Source organism: Blautia sp. aa_0143, from assembly GCF_004167315.1.
Lineage (GTDB): Bacteria > Bacillota > Clostridia > Lachnospirales > Lachnospiraceae > Blautia_A > Blautia_A fusiformis.
Window position 1 is genome coordinate 1 of record NZ_RCXU01000025.1, and the last position, 24,993, is coordinate 24,993.

A 24,993-nucleotide genomic window follows, 5' to 3' on the forward strand; every position below is an offset into this window, starting at 1 on the left:
ATGCGATAGTGGCGTAGTTGGTAACGCGCGACCTTGCCAAGGTCGAGACCGCGGGTTCGAGCCCCGTCTATCGCTCTCATCGAAGGATGAAGATTTATAATTTCATAACTGCGGGTGTAGTTCAATGGTAGAACACCAGCCTTCCAAGCTGGATACGTGGGTTCGATTCCCATCACCCGCTTGTGCGATAGTGGCGTAGTTGGTAACGCGCGACCTTGCCAAGGTCGAGACCGCGGGTTCGAGCCCCGTCTATCGCTCTTCGGAACTCTGAGGATGATCAGAGTTCTTTTTTGTTGCGAAAAAATCCTCTGCTTTATTTTTATGCAGCAGAGGATTTTTCGCGTTATGTGTTACTGCGTAGCTTATTCAGTTGTTTCACCCTGATCGATCAGAGTATAGAAGGTCAGAAGATAAAGCCCGCATAAGCCTACAAGTCCGTAGATGATCCGGGAGAGCCAGCTCATGCTTCCGAACAGGAATGCTACCAGATTAAAATTAAAGAAGCCGATCAGACCCCAGTTTATGGCACCGACCACAGCAATGGTCAGGGTGAAGTACTGCAGACATTTATTTGACATAAGTCACCATCCTTTCGTTATACATGAAATAGTTTTTCATAGAATCGAAAAAATATACACAGGAATGAGAAAAAGAAAAACGGAAATTTCTGCCAGCCATGAAAAAATCATGAAGGAGAAATTTCCGTTTTCCTTTCATATGCAAGATAAAATGTAAATTTCCGGTTTATCGAATTTGGATCGTAAATATCCGCCAGGCGATTCCGATATCTTACTTCAGCTTCAGAATCTGAGAGGTTGTCTGTCCGCCGCTTACATTCAGAGTTTCTTTGCCCTGAAGCGTTACATCACTGGTAGTATCCTTCAGAAGAAATACCTGGCATACAGTGACGGTTTTTCCGGGATCAATGGTGCTCATGTAGTTATCTACAGCATCATCGCTGGCTTCCGGATAAGTTCCTTCCAGAACTTCTCCGTTCTGGGAAGCCTGTAGGGTGAAGTCTACAAATGCACTGGACTGGGAATCACCGGAGTTTGTATAGTCGTAGTAGATCATCAGACAGGGATTTCCGCCGTAGTCCTTGGAAATCGCAAACTGTTTGAAACGGACGGAGAATTTGTCAGTTGTAATATCAATGGATGCACTTGTGCCCTCAGCAGAAGCCGTGCTGTCTGGGGTGGAAGAATCCTCTGCAGCGGCAGAACTGCTATCTGTGCTGTCATCCGTAAGCTGGGATGATATTTCGTCTTTTACGCTTTTGAAGTTTGCACACATAACCTTGACTGTGGTGTCATCCAGAGAAACGATCTTCCAGTCGCTGCCGATTTTGATCAGAGGATAGGTAATATCGATCTCACTGTATTTCTCATCAGCTGTGGAAGCATTTTCGGCAAGAAGTGCAGCGAGCATTTCCTGGATATCATCCTGTGTCATTTCCTTTCCGGCATAGGCTGCGACAGCAACCTTACGGGTGTATTCCTGAATAGTTGCTGCATAGATATTGGTTCCGTCAATATATTTCATGTGAACCGTTATCCTGGCAGTTCCGTTCTGGATGTCAAATTTGTTTTTGGTGATCTTGTAGGTCATTTTTTTGTTGACGGTAGTGAAGAAATCTGTGTAAGCAGAATCACGGATATCTGCATCATCCAGAGCACTGAGATCATGACTCTGGAGAAGGTTCTCCATTGTGGTAAAATCCATGTTCTGCATGCCTGTGAGAAATTCTTCTGTGGCTTCTACCGGTTTATGGCGCTGCATCATATACCAGGCGGTTCCGCCGGCTGTGGCAGCGATCAGAAGGATGATCAGACAGATCACGAGAGGCTTTTTGCTTTTTTTCTTTCTGTGGGGAGTGTCGCCTTCAAAATCATTGGAGATCAATGATCTGGAGAGCTCATCGTCATAAAAATCATTATTGTCTTCTGTATTCATTATTCCTCCTTACAATAAGTCATTCTGGTTTTCGGGTGGGTAAGTCAGAGGATATCTGTTTGCATTTGCGGGCAAACAGCATCACCCTATGTTACCGTAACGATTATATCATAGGTTTACTGTTTGAGAAACCCCCTGTGTTATGATATACTGGAAGACACAGAAAAAGTGGTTGAGTACAGGTGACAAAGCGGAATGCGAATGCCCGCTTTATGCAGCAGAAAAGGTGAGGTGAAATATATGTTACGGACAATTCAGTATTCATTTCCTTCAAAAGCAGACGGATTGGAAATTTCCTGCTTAGCAGTAGTGCCGGAGTTGGAACGTAATGAGAAATACCGTGGGATCATACAGATCGTTCACGGAATGAGTGAGTACAAGGAACGCTACATTCCTTTTATGGAATATATGGCAGAGCGAAAATATATAAGTGTGATCCATGATCACCGTGGCCATGGGAAAAGCGTACGCAGTAAAGAGGATCTTGGGTATATGTACGGTGGTGGGGCGGATGCCATGCTGCAGGATATCCATACGGTGAACTGCTTGATCAAGGATCATTTCCCGGGTATTCCGCTGATCCTTTTCGGACACAGCATGGGCTCTCTGGCAGTTCGTGCCTATGCAGCTCATCATGACAGCTGTATGGATATGCTGATCGTCTGCGGCTCACCCAGCTATAATGTATTTCGTCCGGTCGGAGTAGCTCTGGCAAAAGCGGGAAAGACTGTTTTCGGGCCTAAACACAGTGCGGGTCTGATCGAGATGATGTCTTTTGGAAGCTATGCAATGCACTTTAAAAAAGAAAAAAACCGTTTTTCCTGGATTTGCTCTGATCCGCAGGTTGTGCAGGATTATTCGGATTCAGAATACTGTGGATTTACATTTACGGATGATGCATATCTGGCACTTTTTGACCTGATGAAAAGAGCCTATGATGTGAAGCACTGGAAGTGTACAAAGCCGGAAATGCCGGTGCTGTTTATCAGTGGGGCGGAGGATCCCTGCATGGGAAATGTGAGACAGTTTGCGAAGGCTGTCCGTGCTATGCGTTGTGCAGGATACCGGGATGTCCGGGGAAAATTATATCCGGGAATGCGCCACGAGATCCTGAATGAGAAAGACAGGGAAAAGGTTTATCATGATATATTTACATATATCTGCAAAAAAGGACTTTGAACGCTCTGTGACAGAGTGATATAATAAAAATCTGAGTGCTCCTGCAGACATCTGTGAGAGGGCGCAACTACTGAGAAAACAGGAGGATTCGTAAATTATGAGAGCAAGTGGGATTTTACTTCCAGTGTCCAGTCTGCCATCGAAATATGGGATCGGATGCTTTTCTGAGGAAGCATATGAGTTTGTAGACCAGCTGGCAAGAGCAGGACAGAAATACTGGCAGATTCTTCCTCTCGGACCTACCGGATATGGAGATTCACCATACCAGTCTTTTTCTACCTTTGCGGGAAATCCGTATTTTATTGATCTGGAGGCTTTTGTAAAAGAGGGATATCTGGATAAAAGTGATTGCGAGGACTGTGACTGGGGTACAAACGAGAGCTATGTGGATTATGAGAAGATTTATAATTCCAGATTTCGGCTTTTGAGAAAAGCCTTTGAAAATTATGACTGTGAGACAGATCAGGAGTACCGGAAGTTTGTAAAAGAAAATGCTGCCTGGCTGGAAGATTACAGCCTGTATATGGCAATCAAGGACAGCCTGAATGGGATCAGCTGGATCGAATGGCCTACGGAACTCAAAAACAGAGAAAAAGCTGCATTGGCTGAAGAAAGAGAGAAGCTTGCAAAAGAAGTGGGATTTTACTGTTTCCAGCAGTTCTGCTTTTTTAAACAGTGGACAGCACTGAAAGCTTATGCAAATGCTAAGGGAGTGGAGATGATCGGAGATATCCCGATCTACGTTGCGTTTGACAGTGCGGATGCCTGGGCACAGCCGGAATTGTTCCAGTTTGATAAGGAAAATATTCCGATCGGCGTTGCTGGATGTCCGCCGGATGCTTTTTCCGCTACGGGGCAGCTCTGGGGAAATCCGCTTTATGACTGGGAATATCACAAGAAAACAGGCTATGCATGGTGGACACGCCGAATGGCAAATTGTATGAAGCTTTATGATGTGGTAAGGATCGACCATTTCAGAGGCTTTGATGAGTATTATTCCATTCCGTACGGAGATAAAACTGCGGAGTTCGGTCACTGGGAAAAGGGACCGGGAATGGATCTGTTCCGTGCGCTTGAAAAGAATCTTGGAAAGCTGGATGTGATCGCAGAGGATCTTGGTCTCCTTACAGACAGTGTGATCGAGATGGTGGAAGAATCCGGATTCCCGGGAATGAAGGTATTGCAGTTTGCTTTTGACGAGAATGAGGACAGTCCGTATCTGACGCACAGATATGAAAGGAATTGCATTGTTTACACAGGTACTCATGACAATGAGACAACAAGAGGATGGTTCCGCAATCTGAGCCAGCATGACCGAAATTTTGCCAGGGCCTATATTGGCTGTGAGGGCAAGCATGAGACTGCGGCAGTGTGGAGCATGATACGTGCGGCGATGTCCAGTGTTGCAGATCGCTGTGTGATCCCGGTACAGGATTATCTCTGCCTTGGAAATGAGGCAAGGATCAATGAACCGTCAACTCTTGGTGACAACTGGAAGTGGCGTATGAAAAAAGGCCAGCTCAATGAAACAATTATTCAGAAGATTTATAAAATGACAAAGCTTTATGGAAGACTTGTAAAAGAAGAAACGGAAGAGAAGGAAAAAACAGAAGCTGACAGGGAAAAGATATCTGACAAATAGAGAAATATAAGGATATCAGAAAGGACAGAAATACATCATGGAAGAACAGAAAAGAGAAAATAAGGAAGAGCTGCAGCAGGAAACTGCTGAGGAAAAGAATTCCGGACAGGGAAATTCTTCCACAAGAAGCAGTCTTCTGTGGATCTTTGCAGGAGGCTATCTTGTGTATACAGGATATCGTCTCTGCGCCAGTGTCATAAGCGGAGCAGAAGACTCCGGTGTGGTATTTCTGGCAGCGGGAGGTATTTTTGTTGTGATCGGAGCAGTGCTTCTGATCATGGCGATCCGTAATCTTGCAAAGGCTGGCGCACAGAAACATGAGCTGGAAGAAGCTGCTGCGAAAAAAGCGGCAGAGGAAGCTTCTCAAAATCCGGAAACCGTGGCAAAGAAAAAAATGTCAATTGCGGAGCGGGCGCATCTTGCGGAAAATCTGGATGATGCACCGGAGGAGAAAGACGAAAAATAAAGCCGGATGCAGGTGAGAGTAAAATGCCTGCTGAGATATGACGATTAGTAATAGCAAAAACGGAACATCATAAGGCAAAAAAATCCTTATGTATGTTCCGTTTTTTAGATCAGGCAGATCGCAAAATAGTTATCTGCGTCTTTGCGCGTTTCTGCGTTTTTTTCGAGATTTTTTTCTGTTGGGGGTATGTAAGGTAGACCAGCAGAATGCCTGTACCAGCAAAATTCCGATCATTGCTCCGCAGCTGTCGATCCCTACATCCCTTACGGAAGGTCCGCGGGCCTCTACAAAAGACTGGTGGTATTCATCAAGTCCGGCAAATCCCACACATACAAATCCGGCAAGGAGCATCAGCCAGATTCCCCGAACTCCGTATACATAGAGGGGAAAGGAAATAGATATGGCCAACAGGCAGTATTCTGTCATGTGAGCAGCCTTACGGACATAAAATTCGATACCGGCAGCTTCCTGGGAAAGCTGTTCCAGGCTTTTGCCGGAAGCTAATATTTCGTTTTTGATTTCTACGATCTGGTAGCTGATCTTGTAGCTCAAGGCACCGGAAACATCTCCGGTCTGTGCGGAAAAAGAGTAGATTACGCACATCATCAGGATCGCAGGTGCAAAAGAAAAAGGTTTTAATAATGTAATCAGTATTTTCATGGCTCTTAATATAGCACTCCCGCATGGAAAAGTCCAGAAAAATACAGAAAAAGAACAGGGAAAAGGAAAAACAGGGAGAGAAGGTTAAATGGGATAGGAGGTTAAAGGGGAAGTGGACAGTAAGGACTGAAATGTGTTAGAATATAAAATAAATTTCAGGGGCATTTTTAAGAAAAAAGCAGCCCGGGATCGAATAGAAGAAAATTACAGGAGGAAATCAACAAATGAGTCTTGCAGATAATATATTCATTGACATGTGCAAAGATGTCATAGAGAACGGAACCAGCACAGAAGGTGAGAAGGTACGTCCTGTGTGGGAGGATGGAACTCCGGCTTATACCATCAAGAGATTTGGTGTTGTGAACCGTTATGATCTCCGGAAGGAGTTTCCGGCACTGACTTTAAGAAAAACAGCGTTAAAGAGTGCAATGGATGAGATTCTATGGATCTGGCAGCAGAAATCCAATAATATCCATGATCTTCACAGCCACATCTGGGACAGCTGGGCAGATGAGAAGGGCTCCATCGGAAAAGCCTACGGCTATCAGTTAGGTGTGAAGCATCAGTATAAAGAGGGAATGATGGATCAGGTAGACAGAGTTCTTTTTGATCTTAAGAACAATCCGTACAGCAGAAGGATCATGACCAATATTTATGTACATCAGGATCTCCACGAGATGAATCTTTACCCATGTGCCTATTCCATGACTTTCAATGTAACCAAGGAACCCGGAAAAGACAAGCTGGTCCTTAATGCGGTGCTGAACCAGAGATCTCAGGATATCCTGGCTGCAAACAACTGGAATGTGTGTCAGTATTCTCTTCTTCTCATGATGATCGCACAGGCCTGCGATATGGAAGCCGGAGAGCTTGTTCATGTGATCGCAGACTGCCATATTTATGATCGTCATATTCCGGTAATTAAAGAACTGATCTCCAGAAAACCGTATCCTGCACCGACAGTAAAACTGAATCCGGAGATAAAGGATTTTTATAAATTCACCACCGATGATCTGATCGTGGAGAATTATGAGACATGGCCACAGATCAAAAATATTCCCATTGCAGTATAATTGCATAAAGAAAGGAAGAAAGAATGAATATTATTGTTGCAGCAGATAAAAACTGGGGAATCGGAAGAAATAATGAACTTCTGGTAAGTATTCCGGCAGATATGAAGATGTTCCGTGAGGAAACTACAGGAAAAGTGGTTGTTATGGGAAGAAAAACACTGGAGTCTTTTCCAAATGGACTTCCTCTGAAAAACAGAACCAACATTGTGATCACCGGCAACAGGGATTATCAGGTAAAAGGTGCGGTGATCGTTCACAGCATCGAGGAAGCACTGAAGGAAGTGGAGAAATATCCGGCAGAGGATGTGTACTGTATCGGCGGAGACAGTATTTACAAACAGATGCTTCCGTACTGTGATACAGCTCATGTGACAAAAATCGATTTTGCATATGAAGCGGATGCGTATTTCCCAAACCTGGATGAGGACCCGGACTGGGAGATCACAGCGGAGAGTGAAGAACAGACATACTTTGATCTGGAATATGCGTTTGTAAAATACGAGAGAAAAGATAGATAATGTGAGCACAGATCATAAAGCAGAATGAGAATGCCCGCTTTGTACAGAAAAACAATGAAGAAATAATAAAAAAACAGACCACCGAAAAAAATACGGCGGTCTGTTTTTTTGTGCTTAATGTTATGTATAATGACGAAAATCCGGTAATTACTCGATTACGTGGATCCATCCCTTCGGTGCTTCGATGCGTCCCATCTGGATACCGGTCAGTGTGTCGTACAGCTTCTGGATAACCGGTCCCATCTTCTCCATTCCGCTTGGGAAGCAGATTTCCTTGCCGTGATCATTGATCTTTCCGACAGGAGAGATAACTGCAGCAGTACCGCAAAGACCACACTCTGCAAAATCTTTAACCTCATCGAAGTAGACCTCACGCTCTTCAGCTTCCAGTCCAAGGTACTCCTTTGCAACGTAGATCAGAGAACGACGTGTGATGGAAGGAAGGATGCTGTCAGACTTCGGTGTTACAACCTTGCCGTCTTTAGTAACGAAGATGAAGTTTGCTCCGCCTGTCTCCTCAACTTTTGTACGAGTCTTGGGATCAAGGTACATGTTCTCATCAAAGCCCTGTTTGTGAGCATCTACGATAGCATGAAGGCTCATTGCGTAGTTCAGGCCAGCCTTGATGTTACCGGTTCCGCAAGGTGCGGCACGGTCATAGTCGCTGACACGGATCGTGATCGGTTTGGCGCCGCCTTTAAAGTACGGACCAACCGGTGTTGTAAGGATACGGAACTGATATTCGTCAGCCGGTTTAACACCGATCACGGCGTTGGAACCAAACATGTACGGGCGAAGATAAAGTGTTGCGCCGGAACCATATGGCGGAACCCATGCAGCATTTGCCTTAACAACCTGCTCAACAGCGTCGATAAATCTTTCCTTCGGGAATACCGGCATTTCAAGTCTTGCTGCAGATGCAGCCATGCGCTCTGCGTTCAGGTCAGGACGGAAAGTAACGATATGTCCGTCTTCTGTTGTGTATGCCTTCAGACCCTCGAATACACTCTGAGAATACTGAAGCACACCAGCACACTCGTTGAGTACGATATTAGGGTCTGTGCTTAAAGTACCCTCATCCCATTTTCCATCTTTAAAATTAGACACGTATCTGTAGTCGGTTGGCATGTAAGCGAATCCGATGCTGGACCAGTCGATGTTCTTTTTTTCCATAACGATTCCTCCGTTTACAATTTTTACTTTTTACCATTGTAAAACTTTTAAGTGATGACTTCAATAGTTTTTTGTTCCTTTTTTTCATTTGCTTGTAATTTTAATATGATTTCGATATAATAAAAATTATCTATGGACTGGAGGGAAAAATGGACAATCACGAATTTGAAGACCTTGGAAAAAAGATTCAGGATATTGTAGATAATGCAGTGAATTCAAACAGCTATCACGAATTAAGCCATACGATCAACCAGACAGTAAATAAGGCCATTGATTCCGGAAGCGAAGCGCTAAAAAATGCGCTGAATTCCGTGTTTGATCCGGGTGCTGATCCGGAATTCCGTAAGAAAAGCTATACATACCAGAGCCCTTATTACGGAAGAAGCAGAAAAGCAAAGCAGCAGGCTGCAAGGAAACAGTCGGAATTGCTCTACGGAAAGACTACCGGTGAAAATCTCAAAGGTATGATGATGGCAGTTTCCGGTGGGATACTTTTAAGTGGCATGGGGCTTGGAGCCATGGTGCTTCTGATCTGGATGGGCATTGGACACAGCGGTGCACTTGCAGCAGGTGTGCTTGGAGTGATGTGTGCAGGCGCAGCAGGTGGCGGTGCTCTTTTGGGAGCAGGAACAAGCCGTCTCGGAAGACTGGGACGTTTCCAGAAATATATCCGTGCGCTGGGAGACCACACCTACTGTAATTTTCAGAAGCTTGCCCAGGCAGCAGGAAAGAACGAGAAATTTGTAAAAAAAGATATCAGCAGAATGATCCAGAAGGGCTGGTTTCTGGAAGGCCATGTGGATGAGCAGGGAACCTGTCTGATCACCAGTAATGAGACCTATCAGCAGTATCTGGAAACACAGAAGCAGCTGGAGCTTCGTAAACAGGAAGCAGATCCTAAGGTTCAGCTGGAGGAGAATATGAGTCCGGAAGCCCAGGAAGTCCTGAGAAAAGGAAATGAATTTCTGGTAAAGATCCGTGAGAGCAATGACGCCATTCCCGGGGAAGAAATTTCCGCAAAGATTTCCAGGATGGAAATGATCGTTCAGAAAATTTTTGAGCGTGCAGGAGAGCATCCGGAGGTGATTCCGGATCTTAAGAAAATGATGGATTACTATCTGCCCATGACTGTGAAGCTGCTGGATGCTTATGAGGATATGGATGGACAGCCTGTACAGGGCGAGAATATCACGGCTTCCAAGAAAGAAATTGAAGAAACCATTGATACATTGAATATTGCTTTTGAGAAACTTCTGGATTCCATATTCCGGGATACCGCATGGGATGTATCCACCGATATTTCTGTGCTGCATACGGTTCTGGCACAGGAAGGGCTGACAGAGGATGATTTCGAAAAAATGAAACAGAATGCGGAAATGAAATAAGTACAACGAGCAGATCAGAAGCTGGAATACAGACATCTGCCGGAAGGTACAGCTGATCAAGGAGAATGCTTATGGGAGAAGAATTTAAAGACTTTGAGGTAGAAGCACCGGTGCTGACTTTGGAACCGGATCTCACGGAAGAAAAAGAAGAAATTGCAAAAAAAGAACCGGAGAAACCCCAGGAGCCTGCAGTAGAGGAACCGGTGTTATCTCCCCAGGAACAGAAAATCGTAGAAGATTTTGCAGCAAAGATCGATATTGAAAATACAAACCAGATCCTGCAGTACGGAGCCGGCACTCAGAAGAAGATGGCAGATTTTTCTGATGCAGCGCTGGTAAATGTGAAGACACAGGATCTTGGGGAGGCAGGAGAGCTTCTTGCAAATGTGGTAGGAGAATTGAAGGATTTTGATGCCACAGAGGAAAAGGGATTTTTCGGCTTTTTCAAAAAACAGACAGCGAAGGTGGAAACTCTGAAAAACCGTTACACAAAGGCCGAGGGAAATGTGACGAAGATCACGGAAGCTCTGGAGCAGCACCAGATGCGTCTGATGAAAGATTCTGCCGTGCTGGATAAAATGTATGAGCAGAACCTTGCATACTTTAAAGAACTTTCCATGTACATTCTTGCGGGTAAAAAGAAGCTTAGGGAAGTCAGAGAAGGCAAGCTCAACGAATTGCATCAGAAGGCAGCGGCAAGCGGACTTCCGGAAGATGCACAGGCTGCCAATGATCTGGAAAGCAAATGTGACCGCTTTGAGAAAAAGCTTCATGATTTGGAGCTTACCAGAACCATTTCTATGCAGACTGCACCGCAGATCCGCATGATCCAGAACAATGATACGACGATGATCGAGAAGATCCAGACAACCATTGTAAATACCATTCCTCTCTGGAAAAGCCAGATGGTGCTGGCTCTAGGGATCGCGCACTCCACAGAAGCCGCACAGGCACAACGGCAGGTTACGGATTTTACCAATGAACTTTTGAAGAAAAATGCGGAAACGCTTCACCTGGCATCTGTGGAAACTGCAAAGGAATCCCAGCGTGGTATTGTAGATATTGAAACTCTGAAAAAAACCAATCAGGAACTGATCCAGACACTGGATGATGTGATGAAGATCCAGCAGGAAGGCCGTGAAAAACGTCAGGCAGCAGAGGCAGATATGAGACGTATGGAAAACGAACTGAAAACAAAGCTGCTGGAGATCCGACGTTAGGAGTAAGAGTAAAAAGATAGTTCGGAAAGGAAAGGCAGGGCGTTTGAAGACACCTGCCTTTCAGGATTCATAAAGGAGATTTTTATGTACAGAGATCATACAAAAGTAATAAAAATTGGAAATCGTGTTATCGGAGGAGGAAATCCGATCCTTATCCAGTCCATGACCAATACGAAAACTGAAGATGTGGAAGCAACGGTTGCGCAGATCCTTTCACTGGAAAAAGCAGGCTGTGATATTATCCGCTGCGCAGTTCCTACTATGGAAGCTGCGAAGGCTTTATCCCAGATCAAAAAACAGATCCATATTCCGCTGGTTGCGGACATCCATTTTGATTATCGCCTTGCCATTGCAGCCATGGAGAACGGTGCGGACAAGATCCGTATCAATCCGGGAAATATCGGTTCCAAAGAGAGAATCCAGGCAGTTGTGGATACAGCAAAGGAACGGAATATCCCTATTCGTGTAGGAGTAAACAGCGGTTCCCTTGAAAAAGAACTGGTAGAAAAATATCACGGTGTTACAGCCGAAGGACTTGTGGAGAGTGCTCTTGATAAGGTGCACATCATTGAAGAGATGGGATATGACAATCTTGTGATCAGCATCAAATCTTCTGATGTTCTCATGTGCGCCAGAGCCCATGAACTGATCGCAGAAAAAACACAGTATCCTCTTCATGTGGGAATTACAGAAGCAGGAACTCTGTATTCGGGAAATATCAAATCAGCTATCGGACTTGGGCTCATCCTGTATCAGGGAATCGGAGATACCATCCGTGTTTCTCTGACAGGCGCGCCGCTGGAAGAAGTGAAATCAGCCAAAAGGATCCTGAAAACGCTGGGACTTCGCAAAGGAGGCGTGGAGGTTGTTTCCTGTCCGACCTGCGGAAGAACAAAAATCGATCTGATCGGCCTTGCAAACCAGGTAGAGACTATGGTACAGGATATTCCTCTTGATATCAAGGTTGCGGTTATGGGCTGTGTGGTAAACGGACCGGGAGAGGCAAAGGAAGCAGATCTCGGAATTGCAGGAGGCGATGGTGTTGGTCTTCTGATCCGGCATGGAGAGGTTGTAAAAAAAGTACCGGAAACGGATCTTCTGGATACACTTCGTCAGGAACTTCTTACCTGGAATGAGCAGGAGTCATAATGGAGAAAGATTTTTTTGATGTATTTCCGCATCTTAAAGTGAAGAAAGAGCTGGAAGAACTTCTGGACATGGTATTTGTGACAAAGGTTTCCATGAACCCCGGAAGAACTCATCTGAGGGTTTATATCGAAAGCAGCCGCTGGATACACAAGAAGAATATTTTTGCGCTGGAGGATGAGATCGAACGGCAGTGCTTTCCGGGGATTCCCATGACTGTAACAGTTGTGGAAAAATTTCATCTTTCCGAGCAGTATACACCGGAGAACTTTCTGGAAAGCTACCGTTCCAGTATGGAGATGGAGCTGCGCAACTATAACATGCTGGAGTACAATCTGTTCCGTAGATCAAAAATCATTTTTACAGGAAAAGATACCTTGCGTATGGAGCTTCCGGATACGGTTATTTCCAGACAGAAAAGCGAAATACTTGTTGAATATTTTCATAAGGTTTTCTGTGAACGCTGCGGTATGGATCTGAAAGTGGAACTGGATTTTGTGGAAGTGAAAGAGAGTAAATACCGGAAAAATGCTGCACTTCAGATCAAACAGGAAGTGGAAAATGTCCTGAAGCATGCCAAACTCAGCGGGGATCAGGAAAGCGAACCGAAGCAGGAGGATACAGCCAAGGAAGAGACAAAGAAAACCTCTGGAGATAAGAGCGGCGAAAAGACAAACGAGAAGAAATCCGTTGACAAAAAACAGCAGAAGGTTCAGAAGGGGGATTTCCGCGGCAGCTTCGGATTCCGCAGGGACAGCAATCCGGATGTGGTTTACGGCAGAGATTTTGATGGAGAAACGATTCCGCTGGAGAGCATTACCGGTGAGATGGGTGAGGTTATCATCCGATGTCAGGTTATGGATGTGGAAGCTCGTGAGATCCGAAATGAGAAAACGATCCTGATCTTCCCTGTGACCGATTTTACGGACAGTATTGTTGTGAAGATGTTTCTGCGTAACGAGCAGGTTCCGGAAGTGACGGAAAGTGTAAAAAAAGGCGCATTCCTGAAGCTGAAGGGAGTTACCACCATTGACCGTTTTGATAGTGAGCTTACTATTGGAAATATTACAGGTATCAAGAAAATCGCCAATTTTACCAGCACAAGAATGGATACCAGTCCTCAGAAGCGTGTGGAGCTTCACTGTCACACCAAGATGAGCGATATGGATGGTGTCAGCGATGCAAAGGCATTGGTAAAACGTGCCTATGAGTGGGGACATAAGGCTATCGCTATCACGGATCATGGCGTGGTGCAGTCCTTCCCGGAGGCAAATCACTGCTTTGATGCCTGGGGCGGTTGTGTTCCAAAGGAGTCTGATTTTAAGGTGCTCTATGGAATGGAAGCGTATCTGGTAGACGATCTGAAGGGTATGGTCACCAATTCCAAAGGGCAGCGGCTGGATGGAGATTTTGTTGTTTTTGATATTGAGACTACGGGATTCTCAGCACTAACCTGCAGGATCATTGAGATTGGCGCGGTAAAAGTGGAAAAAGGACAGATCACAGATCGTTTTTCCACCTTTGTAAACCCGGAAGTGCCCATTCCGTTCCGTATTGAGCAGCTGACAAGCATCAATGATTCCATGGTCCTGGATGCACCTGTGATAGAGGAAGTACTGCCGAAATTCCTGGAATTCTGTGAGGGCTGCGCGATGGTGGCCCATAATGCGGACTTTGATATGAGCTTTATTATTGAAAACTGTAAACGGCAGGGGATTTCGGATGATTTTACTTATGTGGATACCGTTGGTATGGCTAGATTCCTTCTTCCTGCCCTGAACCGTTTTAAACTGGACACGGTAGCCAAGGCAGTAGGTGTTTCTCTTGATCATCACCACAGAGCTGTGGATGATGCGGCATGTACCGCAGAGATTTTTGTGCGGTTTGTAAAGATGCTGGAAGAAAGAGATATTTTTGATGTGGATGAGATGAACAGGCAGGGTGCGGTTTCACCGGATACCATCCGAAAGCTGCCCACATACCATGCTATTGTTTTTGCAAGAAATGAGACCGGAAGGATCAATCTGTACAAGCTGGTAAGCCAGTCCCATTTAAAGTACTATCACAGAAGACCAAGGGTTCCCAAAAGTGTGCTGGAAAAATACAGGGAAGGCCTTCTGGTGGGAAGTGCCTGCGAGGCAGGAGAGCTTTATCAGGCACTTCTTCGCAATGCACCGGATCAGGAGATCGCCAGACTGGTAAATTTTTATGACTATCTGGAAATCCAGCCTCTTGGGAACAATGCGTTTATGCTTGCGGATGAAAAACATGATATGATCAATTCTGAGGAAGACTTAAAAGAGATAAACCGGAAGATCGTAAAACTTGGAGAACAGTTCAAAAAACCGGTGGTTGCCACCTGTGATGTGCATTTTATGGATCCTCAGGACGAGGTTTACCGACGGATCATCATGGCAGGAAACGGATTTTCTGATGCAGATAACCAGGCCCCGCTTTATCTTCGTACAACGGAGGAAATGCTGGAGGAATTTTCCTATCTGGGAAGTGAAAAGGCGGAAGAGGTGGTGATCACCAATACCAATAAGATCGCGGATATGATCGAGAAGATATCACCGATCCATCCGGATAAATTTCCACCGGTCATTGAGAACTCCGAGCAGGATCTTAAGAATATCTGTTTTACGAAGGCCCACGAAATGTACGGAGATCCGTTGCCGAAGATCGTGGAGGACCGTCTGGACAGGGAGCTGAATTCTATTATCTCCAATGGTTATGCGGTAATGTATATCATTGCACAGAAGCTTGTGTGGAAGTCCAATGAGGACGGCTATCTGGTTGGATCCCGTGGTTCTGTAGGTTCTTCTCTGGCAGCGACCATGTCCGGTATCACGGAGGTAAACCCTCTGCCGCCTCATTATCTCTGTCCGAATCCAGACTGTAAATACAGTGATTTTGATTCCCCTGAGGTGAAAAAATACGCGGGTATGGCAGGATGTGATATGCCGGATAAGATCTGTCCGAAATGCGGTGCCAGGATGAACAAGGAAGGCTTTGATATTCCTTTTGAGACATTCCTTGGTTTTAAAGGTGATAAGGAGCCGGATATCGACCTGAACTTTTCCGGTGAATATCAGGCCAATGCTCACCGGTATACAGAGGTTATCTTCGGAAAAGGGCAGACCTTTAAGGCGGGAACCATTGGTACCCTTGCGGAAAAAACCGCATTTGGTTATGTGAAGAACTATTATGAGGAACGGGGGCAGCACAAGCGTTACTGTGAGATCAACCGTATCGTGAAGGGCTGTACCGGTGTCCGCCGTACCACTGGCCAGCATCCGGGAGGTATCATCGTACTGCCTATGGGTGAGGAGATTGAGAAATTTACACCTGTGCAGCACCCGGCCAATGATGTGAACAGTGATATCATCACCACACATTTTGATTACCATTCCATTGACGGAAATCTTCTGAAACTTGATATACTTGGACACGATGATCCGACCATGATCCGTATGCTGGAGGATCTGACCGGCATCAGTGCAAGAACAGTTCCGCTGGACCAGAGAGATGTCATGTCCCTGTTTGCGGGAACGCAGGCTCTGGGGATCAGCCCGGAGGATATCGGCGGCTGCAGGCTGGGATGCCTCGGGATCCCGGAGTTTGGTACAGACTTTGCCATGCAGATGTTGATCGATACCAAGCCGAAATATTTTTCCGACCTGGTACGTATTGCTGGACTTTCCCACGGCACGGATGTATGGCTTGGAAATGCCCAGGTATTGATCCAGAATGGTACAGCTACCATTTCCACAGCAATCTGTACGCGAGATGATATTATGATCTATCTCATCGGAAAAGGAGTGGAAAGTGGTCTGGCGTTTACCATCATGGAGAGTGTCCGTAAGGGAAAGGGGCTTCGTGAGGAATGGATCCAGACTATGAAAGAGCATGATGTTCCGGACTGGTATATCTGGTCCTGTAAGCTGATCAAGTACATGTTCCCGAAAGCCCATGCGGCAGCCTATGTTATGATGGCGTATCGTATCGCCTGGTATAAAGTGTTTCATCCACTGGCTTATTATGCAGCATTTTTCAGTATCCGTGCCACTTCCTTTTCCTATGAACTGATGTGCATGGGAAAAGAACGTCTGGAATATTATATGGCGGAGATCCGGAAAAAAGGTGATGAGGCATCCAAGAAGGAACAGGATACACTGAAGGATATGAGGATCGTACAGGAAATGTACGCCAGAGGTTTTGATTTTGTGCCGATCGATCTTTATAAGGCAAAGGCACACCGGTTCCAGATCATCGGAGATAAACTGATGCCTGCTCTGGATACCATAGAGGGTCTTGGAGATAAGGCAGCAGAGGCAGTTGTGGATGCTGCCGCAAAAGGCAGATTCCTTTCCAAGGATGATTTCCGTGATCGTACCAAGGTCAGCAAGACCGTTATCGATCTGATGGATGATATGGATCTTTTTGGAGATATCCCGCAGTCCAATCAGATGTCACTGTTTGATTTTACGGGTTGATATATGATACCGGAAGGGCTTACAATAAATAAAAAATACTGCCGTTTATCCTGAAGGCTGATCTGGCAGTGAGAACTCCCAGGAGGATACCAGATACTATGAAAAAAGAAGAATTAAGATACCTGCAGCGACTTGCGGAGCTATATCCTACTATAGCAAAGGCTTCAACAGAGATCATCAATCTGCAGTCTATATTAAACCTTCCGAAAGGTACCGAGCATTTCATGTCGGACATTCATGGAGAATACGATGCGTTTTCCCATGTTCTTCGGAATGGATCAGGGGCTGTACGAAAAAAGATCGATGATGTATTCGGACATACCTTAAGCAACAGCGACAAACGTTCTCTTGCCACACTGATCTATTATCCGAAGGAAAAGATGGAGGTTGTAAAAAAACAGGAAGAAGACATGGAGAACTGGTACAAGATCACACTTTATCGTCTGATCGAAGTATGCAAGACAACGGCATCCAAATATACCCGTTCCAAGGTCCGTAAGGCACTTCCTGCAGACTATGCATATGTGATCGAGGAGTTGATCACAGAGAAAGCGGAAGTTCTGGACAAAGAAGCATATTACGATGCCATCGTCAATACGATCATTGAGATCGGCCGGGCAGAGAATTTTATCATTGCCCTGGCAGAACTGATCCAGCGTCTTGTTGTGGATCATCTTCATGTGCTGGGAGATATTTATGACAGAGGTCCGGGCCCGCATTTCATCATGGATCGTTTGATGAAATATCATTCGCTGGATATCCAGTGGGGAAATCATGATGTGGTCTGGATGGGAGCTGCTACAGGACAGAAAGCCTGCATTGCAACGGTGATCCGGAACAGCATCCGTTACCGAAATATGGATATTCTTGAGGATGGATATGGGATCAATCTCATGCCTCTGGCAACCTTTGCAATGGAGGCTTATAAGGATGATCCATGTACTGCTTTTGAGATGAAGGGAGATGCCAATAACTATAGTATTCTGGAAGAAGAGCTTGGACGGAAAATGCACAAGGCTATTGCCATTATCCAGTTTAAGCTGGAGGGGCAGCTGATCCGCCGGCACAAAGAATTCCATATGGAAAAGCGTTGTTTGCTTCATAGGATCGATCCGAAAAAGGGAATGATCACACTTCCGGACGGAAAAGAATATCCGCTGACCGATACATATTTTCCTACTATTGACTGGAAAAAGCCATATGAACTTACTACAGAGGAAAAGGATGTAATGGAACGCTTGGATTCCGCGTTCCGAAACTGCGAGAAACTGCAGAATCATGTCCGGCTTCTTCTGGACAAGGGAGGCCTTTATAAAACTTATAATGGAAATCTTCTGTTCCATGGAAGTATTCCACTTAATGAGGATGGAAGTCTGAAAGAAGTCCAGATTTATGGAAAAACCTACAAAGGAAAAGAATTGTACGATGTTCTTGAGACTTATGTGCGCCGGGCGTTTTTCTCTGTAAATGAGGATGAAAAGCGTAAAGGCAGGGATATTATGTGGTATATCTGGGCAGCTCCGAATTCACCGCTGTTCGGAAAAGACAAGATGACCACCTTTGAACGTTATTTTATTAAAGATAAGGAAACACATAAAGAAACTAAAAATGCCTACTATCATCTTCTGGAAAATGAGGAGGTTGTAGATGAACTGCTCCGTGAATTCGGACTGGATCCGGAAAAGGGTCACATCATCAACGGGCATGTGCCGGTTCACCAGAGTGAGGGAGAGAGTCCTGTAAAATGCAATGGCAAAGTTCTTGTGATCGACGGCGGCTTTTCCAGACCATATCAGAAGGTTACGGGGATTGCCGGCTATACACTGGTTTATAACTCCTACGGGCTGATCCTGTCTGCTCATGAGCCTTTTACTTCTGCGGAAGAAGCGGTAGCCAAGGAGCAGGATATTGTTTCCAACAGGGTGGCAGTTCACTACAATAACAAACGTACTCTGGTCGGTGATACCGATACCGGAACTGCTCTGAAGGAAAGGATCAGTGAGCTGATCCAGCTTCTGGAAGCTTACAGAAAAGGTATCATCAAAGAGAAAAAATAAGCAGAATTGAGAAATACAAGAAGAGTTTCCTGTATGCTATAGTAAACAGAGGTGATGCAGATGAGAAAAAACAAAAAAAGAAAAAAACGGCTGAGAGCGGTTCTGGTCCTGTTGATCATCCTGTTTATTCTGGCAGGACTTGGAGGGATGCTGTATGTTTCCCACAGGGATAAGGTGGAAAAAGAACAACGAAGAGAGGCCGCATTGGCTGCATTGGACAGTATTCCGGAGGTGACAGCAACTCCGGCAGCAACAGCAACACCGGTTCCGACAGCGACACCGACACCGTCATTGACACCGGTCCCGACAATCCTTCCGGCATTTGAACCGGAAAATTATCAGGGGATCTGGTACAGCGAAGACGGGCTGACAACGATCGATATTTATGATATCAGTCTGAAATCTGTTTCCTTTACCTATAAGAGAGTGAATGGAAAAGATCCTTCCATGACCGCAGAAGCAGATGTGACTGCAGAGGTAGCAGGAAATGCCACACAGTTCCGTTTTAAGGATTCCGAAGGGAATAAGGCAAAAGGAGAGTTTGTTTTCGATAAAAGTGGTGAGCTTTATGTGAAGGTAAAAACATATGAACGGGGAGATGGATCTCTGACCTATCCGAAAACAGAGTCTATTATGACCCGGCAGGAGTCATCCCTGGAAGTATCCGAAAATTCCGAAGAAGATGCTTCCTATAATGAAAGCAACGAAAATTCCTATGAACAGGAATCCTACAGCGAGAGCAGTGAAGATTCTTCTGATGAGAATACAGAAGAATATGAGATTCCCTACGGAGAAGAAGAAACCTATTATACGGAATGATCAAAAAAAATAAAACACGGTAAAATAAAGAATCCCCGGATTTTGGCAATCAGGGAATCCCGATACAGGAATTCCCGAAACTGTTCCACATTTCCGGGGATCTCTTTATTTGATCATTTTTTTGCGGTCTGTGCGGCCGACGAGATAATCGATGCTGGTGTCGTAATAATTTGCCAGCCGGATAAGCATTTCGATAGGAATATTACGGGATCCCGTTTCATAATGGGAATAAGAACGCTGACTGATATGAAGAATCTCACTTAATTCTCTCTGGGACAGATCCGCGTCTGTACGTAAATCCTGAATACGCTGAAATTTCATTGTGCTCACCTCTTCTTTCTATTGAAAGTATAAAACAGAACGAAATGCACCCTTGCAAAAGAGAGCAAAATGGACTATACTAAATTTATTATCTTCTAAAATTCAGAAAATGTCTATCTGAAAATTCCCTTGTTTTTAACCAATGCGGATTTCGAATATCCGACTGACCTGAAAAGACGAAAAGATGGAAGATCGGGATCCGTTTTTTTCGCAGAAAGGAATGTATTTGTTTGCGAGTGTTTTATCAGCAGCGATCTACGGAATGGAAGTACGTGAGATCCAGGTTGAGGCAGATGTCAGTGATGGTCTGCCTTCTTTTGCTATGGTAGGATTTCCCTCTGCCCAGGTGAGAGAGGCCCAGGAAAGAGTCCGGACTGCATTTAAGAACAACCGGCTTTGTCTGCCACCAAAAAAAGTAACTGTAAATTTTGCACCTGCCGATATGAAAAAGGAAGGAGCCGGTTTTGATCTGCCTGTGGCGGCTGCAGTACTTGCGGCTGCCGGAATTCTGGAACCGGATCTTCTGGAAGGAGTTATGATCGTAGGAGAGATCAGTCTGAATGGAGAGATCCATGGGGTTGCCGGAGTTTTGCCTCGGGTGATCCGCGCAAGAGAGCTGGGCTTACGCTTTTGCGTTATTCCGGAGGAAAATATCCGGGAGGGGAATCTGGTGAAGGATATGCCGGTGTTTGGAGTAAAAAGTCTGAATGACATGATCCGGTGTCTGAGAGACCCAATCACTTATACAGCTGCGTATCAGGAAAAAGAAAAAATAGAAAACAAACCGGAAATACCAAAGGTTGATTTTGCGGACATCTGCGGGCAGGAAGGAGCCAGGCGGGCGGCAGAGATCGCAGTGAGCGGTTTTCATAATATTCTTTTTATCGGACCGCCAGGATCCGGAAAGACCATGCTGGCAAGACGTCTGCCTACCATTATGCCGGAGATGACATTTGAGGAAAGCCTGGAGATCACCAAGGTATACAGTGTGGCAGGACTTCTCACGGAAAAAGATCCGCTGATCCGGCAGAGGCCTTTTCGAAGTCCGCATCATACCAGTTCCCCTCAGGCTTTGGCAGGTGGCGGCAGGATACCGGGGCCGGGGGAGATCACTCTTGCACACAGAGGTGTTCTTTTTCTGGATGAGATGCCGGAATTTTCCAGAAAAAGCCTGGAGATCCTGCGTCAGCCGCTGGAAGATAAGGAGATCCATCTGTCCAGAGCTGCCGGAACCTATGTTTTTCCGGCCAGTTTTATGCTGGCGGCAGCGATGAATCCCTGTCCCTGCGGATTTTACCCGGATATGAACAGATGTCGCTGTACATCAGGGGAGATCACGCATTATCTTGGAAAGATCAGCCAGCCTCTCCTGGAGCGTATTGATATCTGCACGGAAGTTCCGGCAGTGAGTTTTTCAAAAATGAAAAAGAAAATTGCAGGGGAATCCTCTGCTCAAATAAGAAAGAGGGTGGAAGCAGTACAGGAGATCCAGAGAGAACGTTACAAAAAGGAAAAATTTTGCTTCAATGGGGAGCTTGACGGAAGAAAACTGGAAAAATACTGTGTAATGACGGGAGGGGCAGACAAACTTCTGGAGCAGGCATATGAGCAGTTTCAATTCAGTACCAGAGCATATCATAAGATCCTGAAAACGGCCAGGACCATCGCGGATATGGAATCTTCCGAAAAGATAAAGGAAGAACATATCTGCGAGGCGTTGGCTTACCGGGCATATGATAAGAAATACTGGTCATAAAACAGAAAAAAGGAAGGTATTTTATATGGAAGAAATACAGCAAACAAGGATCCGGTGTGCCCGGAAGGACAGTAGTGTTTATCCGGCAAGACTTAAGGAACTTCCCGGTATGCCAAAACAATTATATTACATTGGAAGCTTTCCGGATGATGCCAAACCTACAGCGGCGATCGTGGGAGCAAGGCTGTGCAGTCCTTACGGACGGATACAGGCCTTTAATTACGGAAAATTCTTAAGCGAACATGGGGTACAGGTGATCAGCGGTATGGCGGCCGGCATTGATGCTGAGGGCCACAAGGGTGCTCTGGAAGGTGGTACCCCGACCTTTGCCGTGCTGGGAAATGGTGTGGACATCTGTTATCCTTCATCCAGCAGAGGTATTTACCGGAGGATCCCCGAAAAAAACGGAGGGATTATCAGCGAATATGAACCAGGTACCAAAGGCAGGGCATATTATTTTCCGGCAAGGAACCGGATCATCAGCGGACTGGCAGATCTGGTGCTTGTGGTGGAAGCAAAAGAAAAGAGCGGATCACTGATCACAGCTGCCTGTGCACTGGAACAGGGGAAGATGGTATACGCCATTCCAGGAGCGGTAAATGATGCGCTGAGCAGAGGCTGTCACAAGCTGATCTACGACGGAGCAGGAATTGCATACTCTCCGGAAATACTTCTGGATGAGTGGGGATTATCTGTGAAAAAAAAGACAAATTTGTCTGAAAAAAGCAAGTTGGGACTTGCAACGGATTTGGATTTGGTGTATAGTTGTCTCGATTTACGACCAAAAAATCTGGATCATATTATCAGAAAAACCGGTTTTTCACCGGGAAAAACAGCCGGGATCCTGGGACAGCTTATTTTGATGGGGCTTGTGAAGGAAACCGGGAGACAGTATTATATCAGACTTGAATAAATGCTTTTTTGCCCGGAGATTTAGCAGGAGTTTTTAAGCCGGACAGGAAGGCAGAATGAGATTAGGAGAGGTAAAATGGCCAAAAATCTGGTGATAGTAGAGTCACCTGCTAAAATGAAGACAGTAAAGAAATTTCTGGGGGCAAATTATACAGTAGAAGCGTCCAACGGTCATGTGAGGGATTTTCCCAAGAGCCAGTTTGGTATTGACGTGGACAATGATTTTGAACCGAAGTATATCACAATACGAGGAAAAGGTGAGCTTCTTGCAAAACTTCGTAAAGAAGCAAAAAAAGCAGATAAGATCTATCTTGCAACTGACCCTGACCGTGAGGGAGAAGCAATTTCCTGGCATCTGATGCAGGCTTTGAAGACAGATACTGCAAAGATGCACAGGATCACATTTAATGAAGTAACAAAAACAGCAGTTAAGGCGTCCATCAAGCAGGCCAGGGAACTGGACATGAATCTGGTAGATGCACAGCAGGCAAGGCGTATGTTGGATCGTATGGTAGGTTATACCATCAGTCCGCTGCTCTGGGCCAAGGTAAAAAGAGGTTTAAGTGCAGGCCGTGTACAGTCTGTGGCACTGCGTATCATCTGTGACAGAGAAGATGAGATCAATGCATTCATTCCTGAAGAATATTGGAGCCTGGAGGGTGAATTTCAGGTAAAGGGTGAGAAGAAACCGTTGACAGCCAAGTTCTATGGAACAGATAAAAAACTTCCGATCAGAAACCGTCAGGAAATGGATGAGATTCTGAAAAGTCTGGAAGACTGTAAATATGAGATCACAGAAGTAAAAAAAGGTGAGAGGATCAAAAACGCTCCCCTTCCGTTTACCACAAGTACTCTGCAGCAGGAAGCTGCCAAGACACTGAATTTTTCTACGCAGAAGACTATGCGCCTGGCACAGCAGTTATATGAAGGTGTGGATGTAAAAGGCAGTGGTACGGTAGGTCTGATCTCCTATCTGCGTACAGATTCTACTCGAATTTCAGAGGAAGCAGATGCAGCAGCAAGAACTTATATTTCTGAGCAGTATGGTTTGGATTATGTTTCTCAGACAGAGAAGGCAATCAAAAACGGACAGAAGATACAGGATGCTCATGAGGCGATCCGTCCTACAGATATTGCGAGGACACCAGTTCTGGTGAAGGAATCCCTGACCAGGGATCAGTTCCGTTTATATCAGCTGATCTGGAGACGTTTTGCGGCGAGCAGAATGGCACCGGCACGTTATGAGACCACGTCTGTCAAGATCGGAGCAGGTGAGTATGTGTTCACGGTTGCAGCATCCAAGGTTGCCTTTGATGGCTTTATGTCTGTGTACACAGAAGAGGGCGATGACAAAAAGGGCAATGTTTTAAGTCAAAGTCTTGAAAAGGGTATGGAGCTGAAGCTGAAAGAACTGAAGCCGGAGCAGCATTTTACACAGCCGCCGGCACATTACACAGAGGCTTCACTTGTAAAGACTATGGAAGAGCTTGGAATTGGACGTCCGAGTACGTATGCGCCGACCATCACAACGATCATCAGCAGACGCTATGTATCCAAGGAACAGAAAAATCTTTACGTCACAGAGCTTGGAGAGGTTGTTAATAATATTATGAAACAGGCTTTTCCAAGTATTGTGGATGTAAACTTTACAGCAACTATGGAGGGGCTTTTGGACTGCGTGGAAGCAGGTACCGTACAGTGGAAAACGGTTGTACGTAACTTCTATCCGGATCTGAAGCATGATGTGGATGAGGCTGAGAAAGAGCTTGAGAAAGTTGATATACAGGATGAGGTTACGGATGTGATCTGTGACAACTGTGGCCGCAACATGGTGATCAAGTACGGTCCTCATGGAAGATTTCTTGCATGCCCCGGATTTCCGGACTGCCGTAATACAAAACCATATTATGAGAAGATCGGTGTTGCATGTCCGAAGTGCGGCGGCGAAATTGTCATGAAAAAAACGAAAAAAGGCAGAAAATATTACGGATGTGAGAATAATCCGGAATGTGATTTTATGTCCTGGCAGAAACCTTCTGCAAAGAAATGTCCGAAATGTGGTAATTATATGCTCGAAAAGGGAAATAAGCTGGTTTGCAGCCAGGAAACCTGCGGATATGTGGAACAAAAACCAAAAGATGAAGATTGATTGAATAAATGCTTTTCTATTAATTTTCAGAAAATCCCGTTAAAAATAAAAAAAATATAAAAATGTCT

At 45.3% G+C, this 24,993-nt stretch carries 19 protein-coding genes and 3 tRNA genes; 17 read left to right on the forward strand and 5 right to left on the reverse strand.

All coding sequences use genetic code 11. The features are described from left to right. Nucleotides 1-2 precede the first annotated feature (2 nt). The 3 genes from EAI83_RS12740 (at nt 3) to EAI83_RS12750 (ending at nt 257) form a co-directional block, all read left to right on the forward strand. Nucleotides 3-75, forward strand: a tRNA-Gly gene (locus EAI83_RS12740). Nucleotides 76-110: 35 nt separating this feature from the next. Beyond that, nucleotides 111-181 (forward strand) — tRNA-Gly (locus EAI83_RS12745). Between the two features lie 3 nt (nt 182-184). After that, nucleotides 185-257 (forward strand) — tRNA-Gly (locus EAI83_RS12750). 105 nt (nt 258-362) lie between these two features. On the opposite strand, the gene EAI83_RS12755 is transcribed toward EAI83_RS12750, so the two are convergent. Then, nucleotides 363-578: a DUF378 domain-containing protein gene (locus tag EAI83_RS12755; RefSeq protein WP_015524323.1), complete on the reverse strand. Its 216-nt coding sequence runs from the start codon at nt 576-578 to the stop codon at nt 363-365. Between the two features lie 211 nt (nt 579-789). After that, complete coding sequence (locus tag EAI83_RS12760; protein WP_242872605.1) at nt 790-1,953, reverse strand: DUF5067 domain-containing protein; 1,164 nt, start codon at nt 1,951-1,953, stop codon at nt 790-792. A gap of 240 nt (nt 1,954-2,193) precedes the next feature. Here EAI83_RS12760 and EAI83_RS12765 point away from each other — a divergent pair, with 240 nt between their 5' ends. The 3 genes from EAI83_RS12765 (at nt 2,194) to EAI83_RS12775 (ending at nt 5,240) form a co-directional block, all read left to right on the forward strand. Then, nucleotides 2,194-3,132, forward strand: coding sequence for an alpha/beta fold hydrolase (locus tag EAI83_RS12765; protein ID WP_092071513.1), 939 nt, complete (start codon nt 2,194-2,196; stop codon nt 3,130-3,132). Nucleotides 3,133-3,229: 97 nt separating this feature from the next. Then, nucleotides 3,230-4,774: a 4-alpha-glucanotransferase gene (gene malQ, locus EAI83_RS12770; protein ID WP_092071385.1), complete on the forward strand. Its 1,545-nt coding sequence runs from the start codon at nt 3,230-3,232 to the stop codon at nt 4,772-4,774. A 37-nt stretch (nt 4,775-4,811) separates the two neighbouring features. Further along, nucleotides 4,812-5,240 (forward strand): hypothetical protein, encoded by a 429-nt coding sequence (locus EAI83_RS12775; protein ID WP_092071388.1) that lies wholly within the window; start codon nt 4,812-4,814, stop codon nt 5,238-5,240. A 129-nt stretch (nt 5,241-5,369) separates the two neighbouring features. Here EAI83_RS12775 and EAI83_RS12780 read toward each other — a convergent pair whose 3' ends face one another. Beyond that, on the reverse strand, nt 5,370-5,900 hold the full coding sequence (locus EAI83_RS12780; RefSeq protein WP_092071392.1) for a VanZ family protein: 531 nt from the start codon (nt 5,898-5,900) through the stop codon (nt 5,370-5,372). 224 nt (nt 5,901-6,124) lie between these two features. Here EAI83_RS12780 and thyA point away from each other — a divergent pair, with 224 nt between their 5' ends. After that, a complete protein-coding gene (gene thyA, locus EAI83_RS12785) occupies nt 6,125-6,973 on the forward strand; it encodes a thymidylate synthase (protein ID WP_092071400.1) in 849 nt (282 codons plus the stop codon). A gap of 23 nt (nt 6,974-6,996) precedes the next feature. Continuing rightward, on the forward strand, nt 6,997-7,491 hold the full coding sequence (locus EAI83_RS12790; protein ID WP_015524334.1) for a dihydrofolate reductase: 495 nt from the start codon (nt 6,997-6,999) through the stop codon (nt 7,489-7,491). 147 nt (nt 7,492-7,638) lie between these two features. Here EAI83_RS12790 and EAI83_RS12795 read toward each other — a convergent pair whose 3' ends face one another. Further along, on the reverse strand, nt 7,639-8,664 hold the full coding sequence (locus tag EAI83_RS12795; protein WP_059085425.1) for a branched-chain amino acid aminotransferase: 1,026 nt from the start codon (nt 8,662-8,664) through the stop codon (nt 7,639-7,641). Nucleotides 8,665-8,813: 149 nt separating this feature from the next. Between EAI83_RS12795 and EAI83_RS12800 the strand changes: the two genes are divergently transcribed. The 6 genes from EAI83_RS12800 (at nt 8,814) to EAI83_RS12825 (ending at nt 19,787) form a co-directional block, all read left to right on the forward strand. Continuing rightward, nucleotides 8,814-10,049, forward strand: coding sequence for a 5-bromo-4-chloroindolyl phosphate hydrolysis family protein (locus tag EAI83_RS12800; protein ID WP_129975631.1), 1,236 nt, complete (start codon nt 8,814-8,816; stop codon nt 10,047-10,049). 71 nt (nt 10,050-10,120) lie between these two features. Next, on the forward strand, nt 10,121-11,269 hold the full coding sequence (locus EAI83_RS12805; RefSeq protein WP_059085427.1) for a toxic anion resistance protein: 1,149 nt from the start codon (nt 10,121-10,123) through the stop codon (nt 11,267-11,269). 84 nt (nt 11,270-11,353) lie between these two features. Further along, nucleotides 11,354-12,418: a flavodoxin-dependent (E)-4-hydroxy-3-methylbut-2-enyl-diphosphate synthase gene (gene ispG, locus EAI83_RS12810; RefSeq protein WP_129975633.1), complete on the forward strand. Its 1,065-nt coding sequence runs from the start codon at nt 11,354-11,356 to the stop codon at nt 12,416-12,418. After that, the gene (locus EAI83_RS12815; RefSeq protein WP_129975635.1) at nt 12,418-16,911 is read left to right on the forward strand and encodes a PolC-type DNA polymerase III; all 4,494 of its coding nucleotides are present in this window, start codon (nt 12,418-12,420) and stop codon (nt 16,909-16,911) included. Before ispG ends, EAI83_RS12815 begins: the two co-directional genes overlap by 1 nt. Nucleotides 16,912-17,009: 98 nt before the next feature. Beyond that, nucleotides 17,010-18,968 carry a fructose-1,6-bisphosphatase gene (locus EAI83_RS12820; protein WP_129975637.1) on the forward strand — a complete coding sequence of 653 codons (1,959 nt, stop codon included), beginning with the start codon at nt 17,010-17,012 and terminating at the stop codon, nt 18,966-18,968. 60 nt (nt 18,969-19,028) lie between these two features. Next, nucleotides 19,029-19,787 (forward strand): hypothetical protein, encoded by a 759-nt coding sequence (locus tag EAI83_RS12825; protein WP_110103452.1) that lies wholly within the window; start codon nt 19,029-19,031, stop codon nt 19,785-19,787. A gap of 105 nt (nt 19,788-19,892) precedes the next feature. Here the strand turns inward: EAI83_RS12825 and EAI83_RS12830 are convergent, their stop codons facing one another. Next, nucleotides 19,893-20,108 (reverse strand): helix-turn-helix domain-containing protein, encoded by a 216-nt coding sequence (locus EAI83_RS12830; RefSeq protein ID WP_015524345.1) that lies wholly within the window; start codon nt 20,106-20,108, stop codon nt 19,893-19,895. 220 nt (nt 20,109-20,328) lie between these two features. Here EAI83_RS12830 and EAI83_RS12835 point away from each other — a divergent pair, with 220 nt between their 5' ends. From EAI83_RS12835 to topA, 3 genes are all read left to right on the forward strand, one after another. After that, a complete protein-coding gene (locus EAI83_RS12835) occupies nt 20,329-21,864 on the forward strand; it encodes a YifB family Mg chelatase-like AAA ATPase (RefSeq protein ID WP_243113497.1) in 1,536 nt (511 codons plus the stop codon). Between the two features lie 25 nt (nt 21,865-21,889). Continuing rightward, nucleotides 21,890-22,777, forward strand: a complete 888-nt coding sequence (gene dprA, locus EAI83_RS12840) for a DNA-processing protein DprA (protein ID WP_110103465.1) — start codon at nt 21,890-21,892, stop codon at nt 22,775-22,777. Between the two features lie 75 nt (nt 22,778-22,852). Further along, nucleotides 22,853-24,925 (forward strand): type I DNA topoisomerase, encoded by a 2,073-nt coding sequence (gene topA, locus EAI83_RS12845; RefSeq protein ID WP_021651815.1) that lies wholly within the window; start codon nt 22,853-22,855, stop codon nt 24,923-24,925. Nucleotides 24,926-24,993 lie beyond the last annotated feature (68 nt).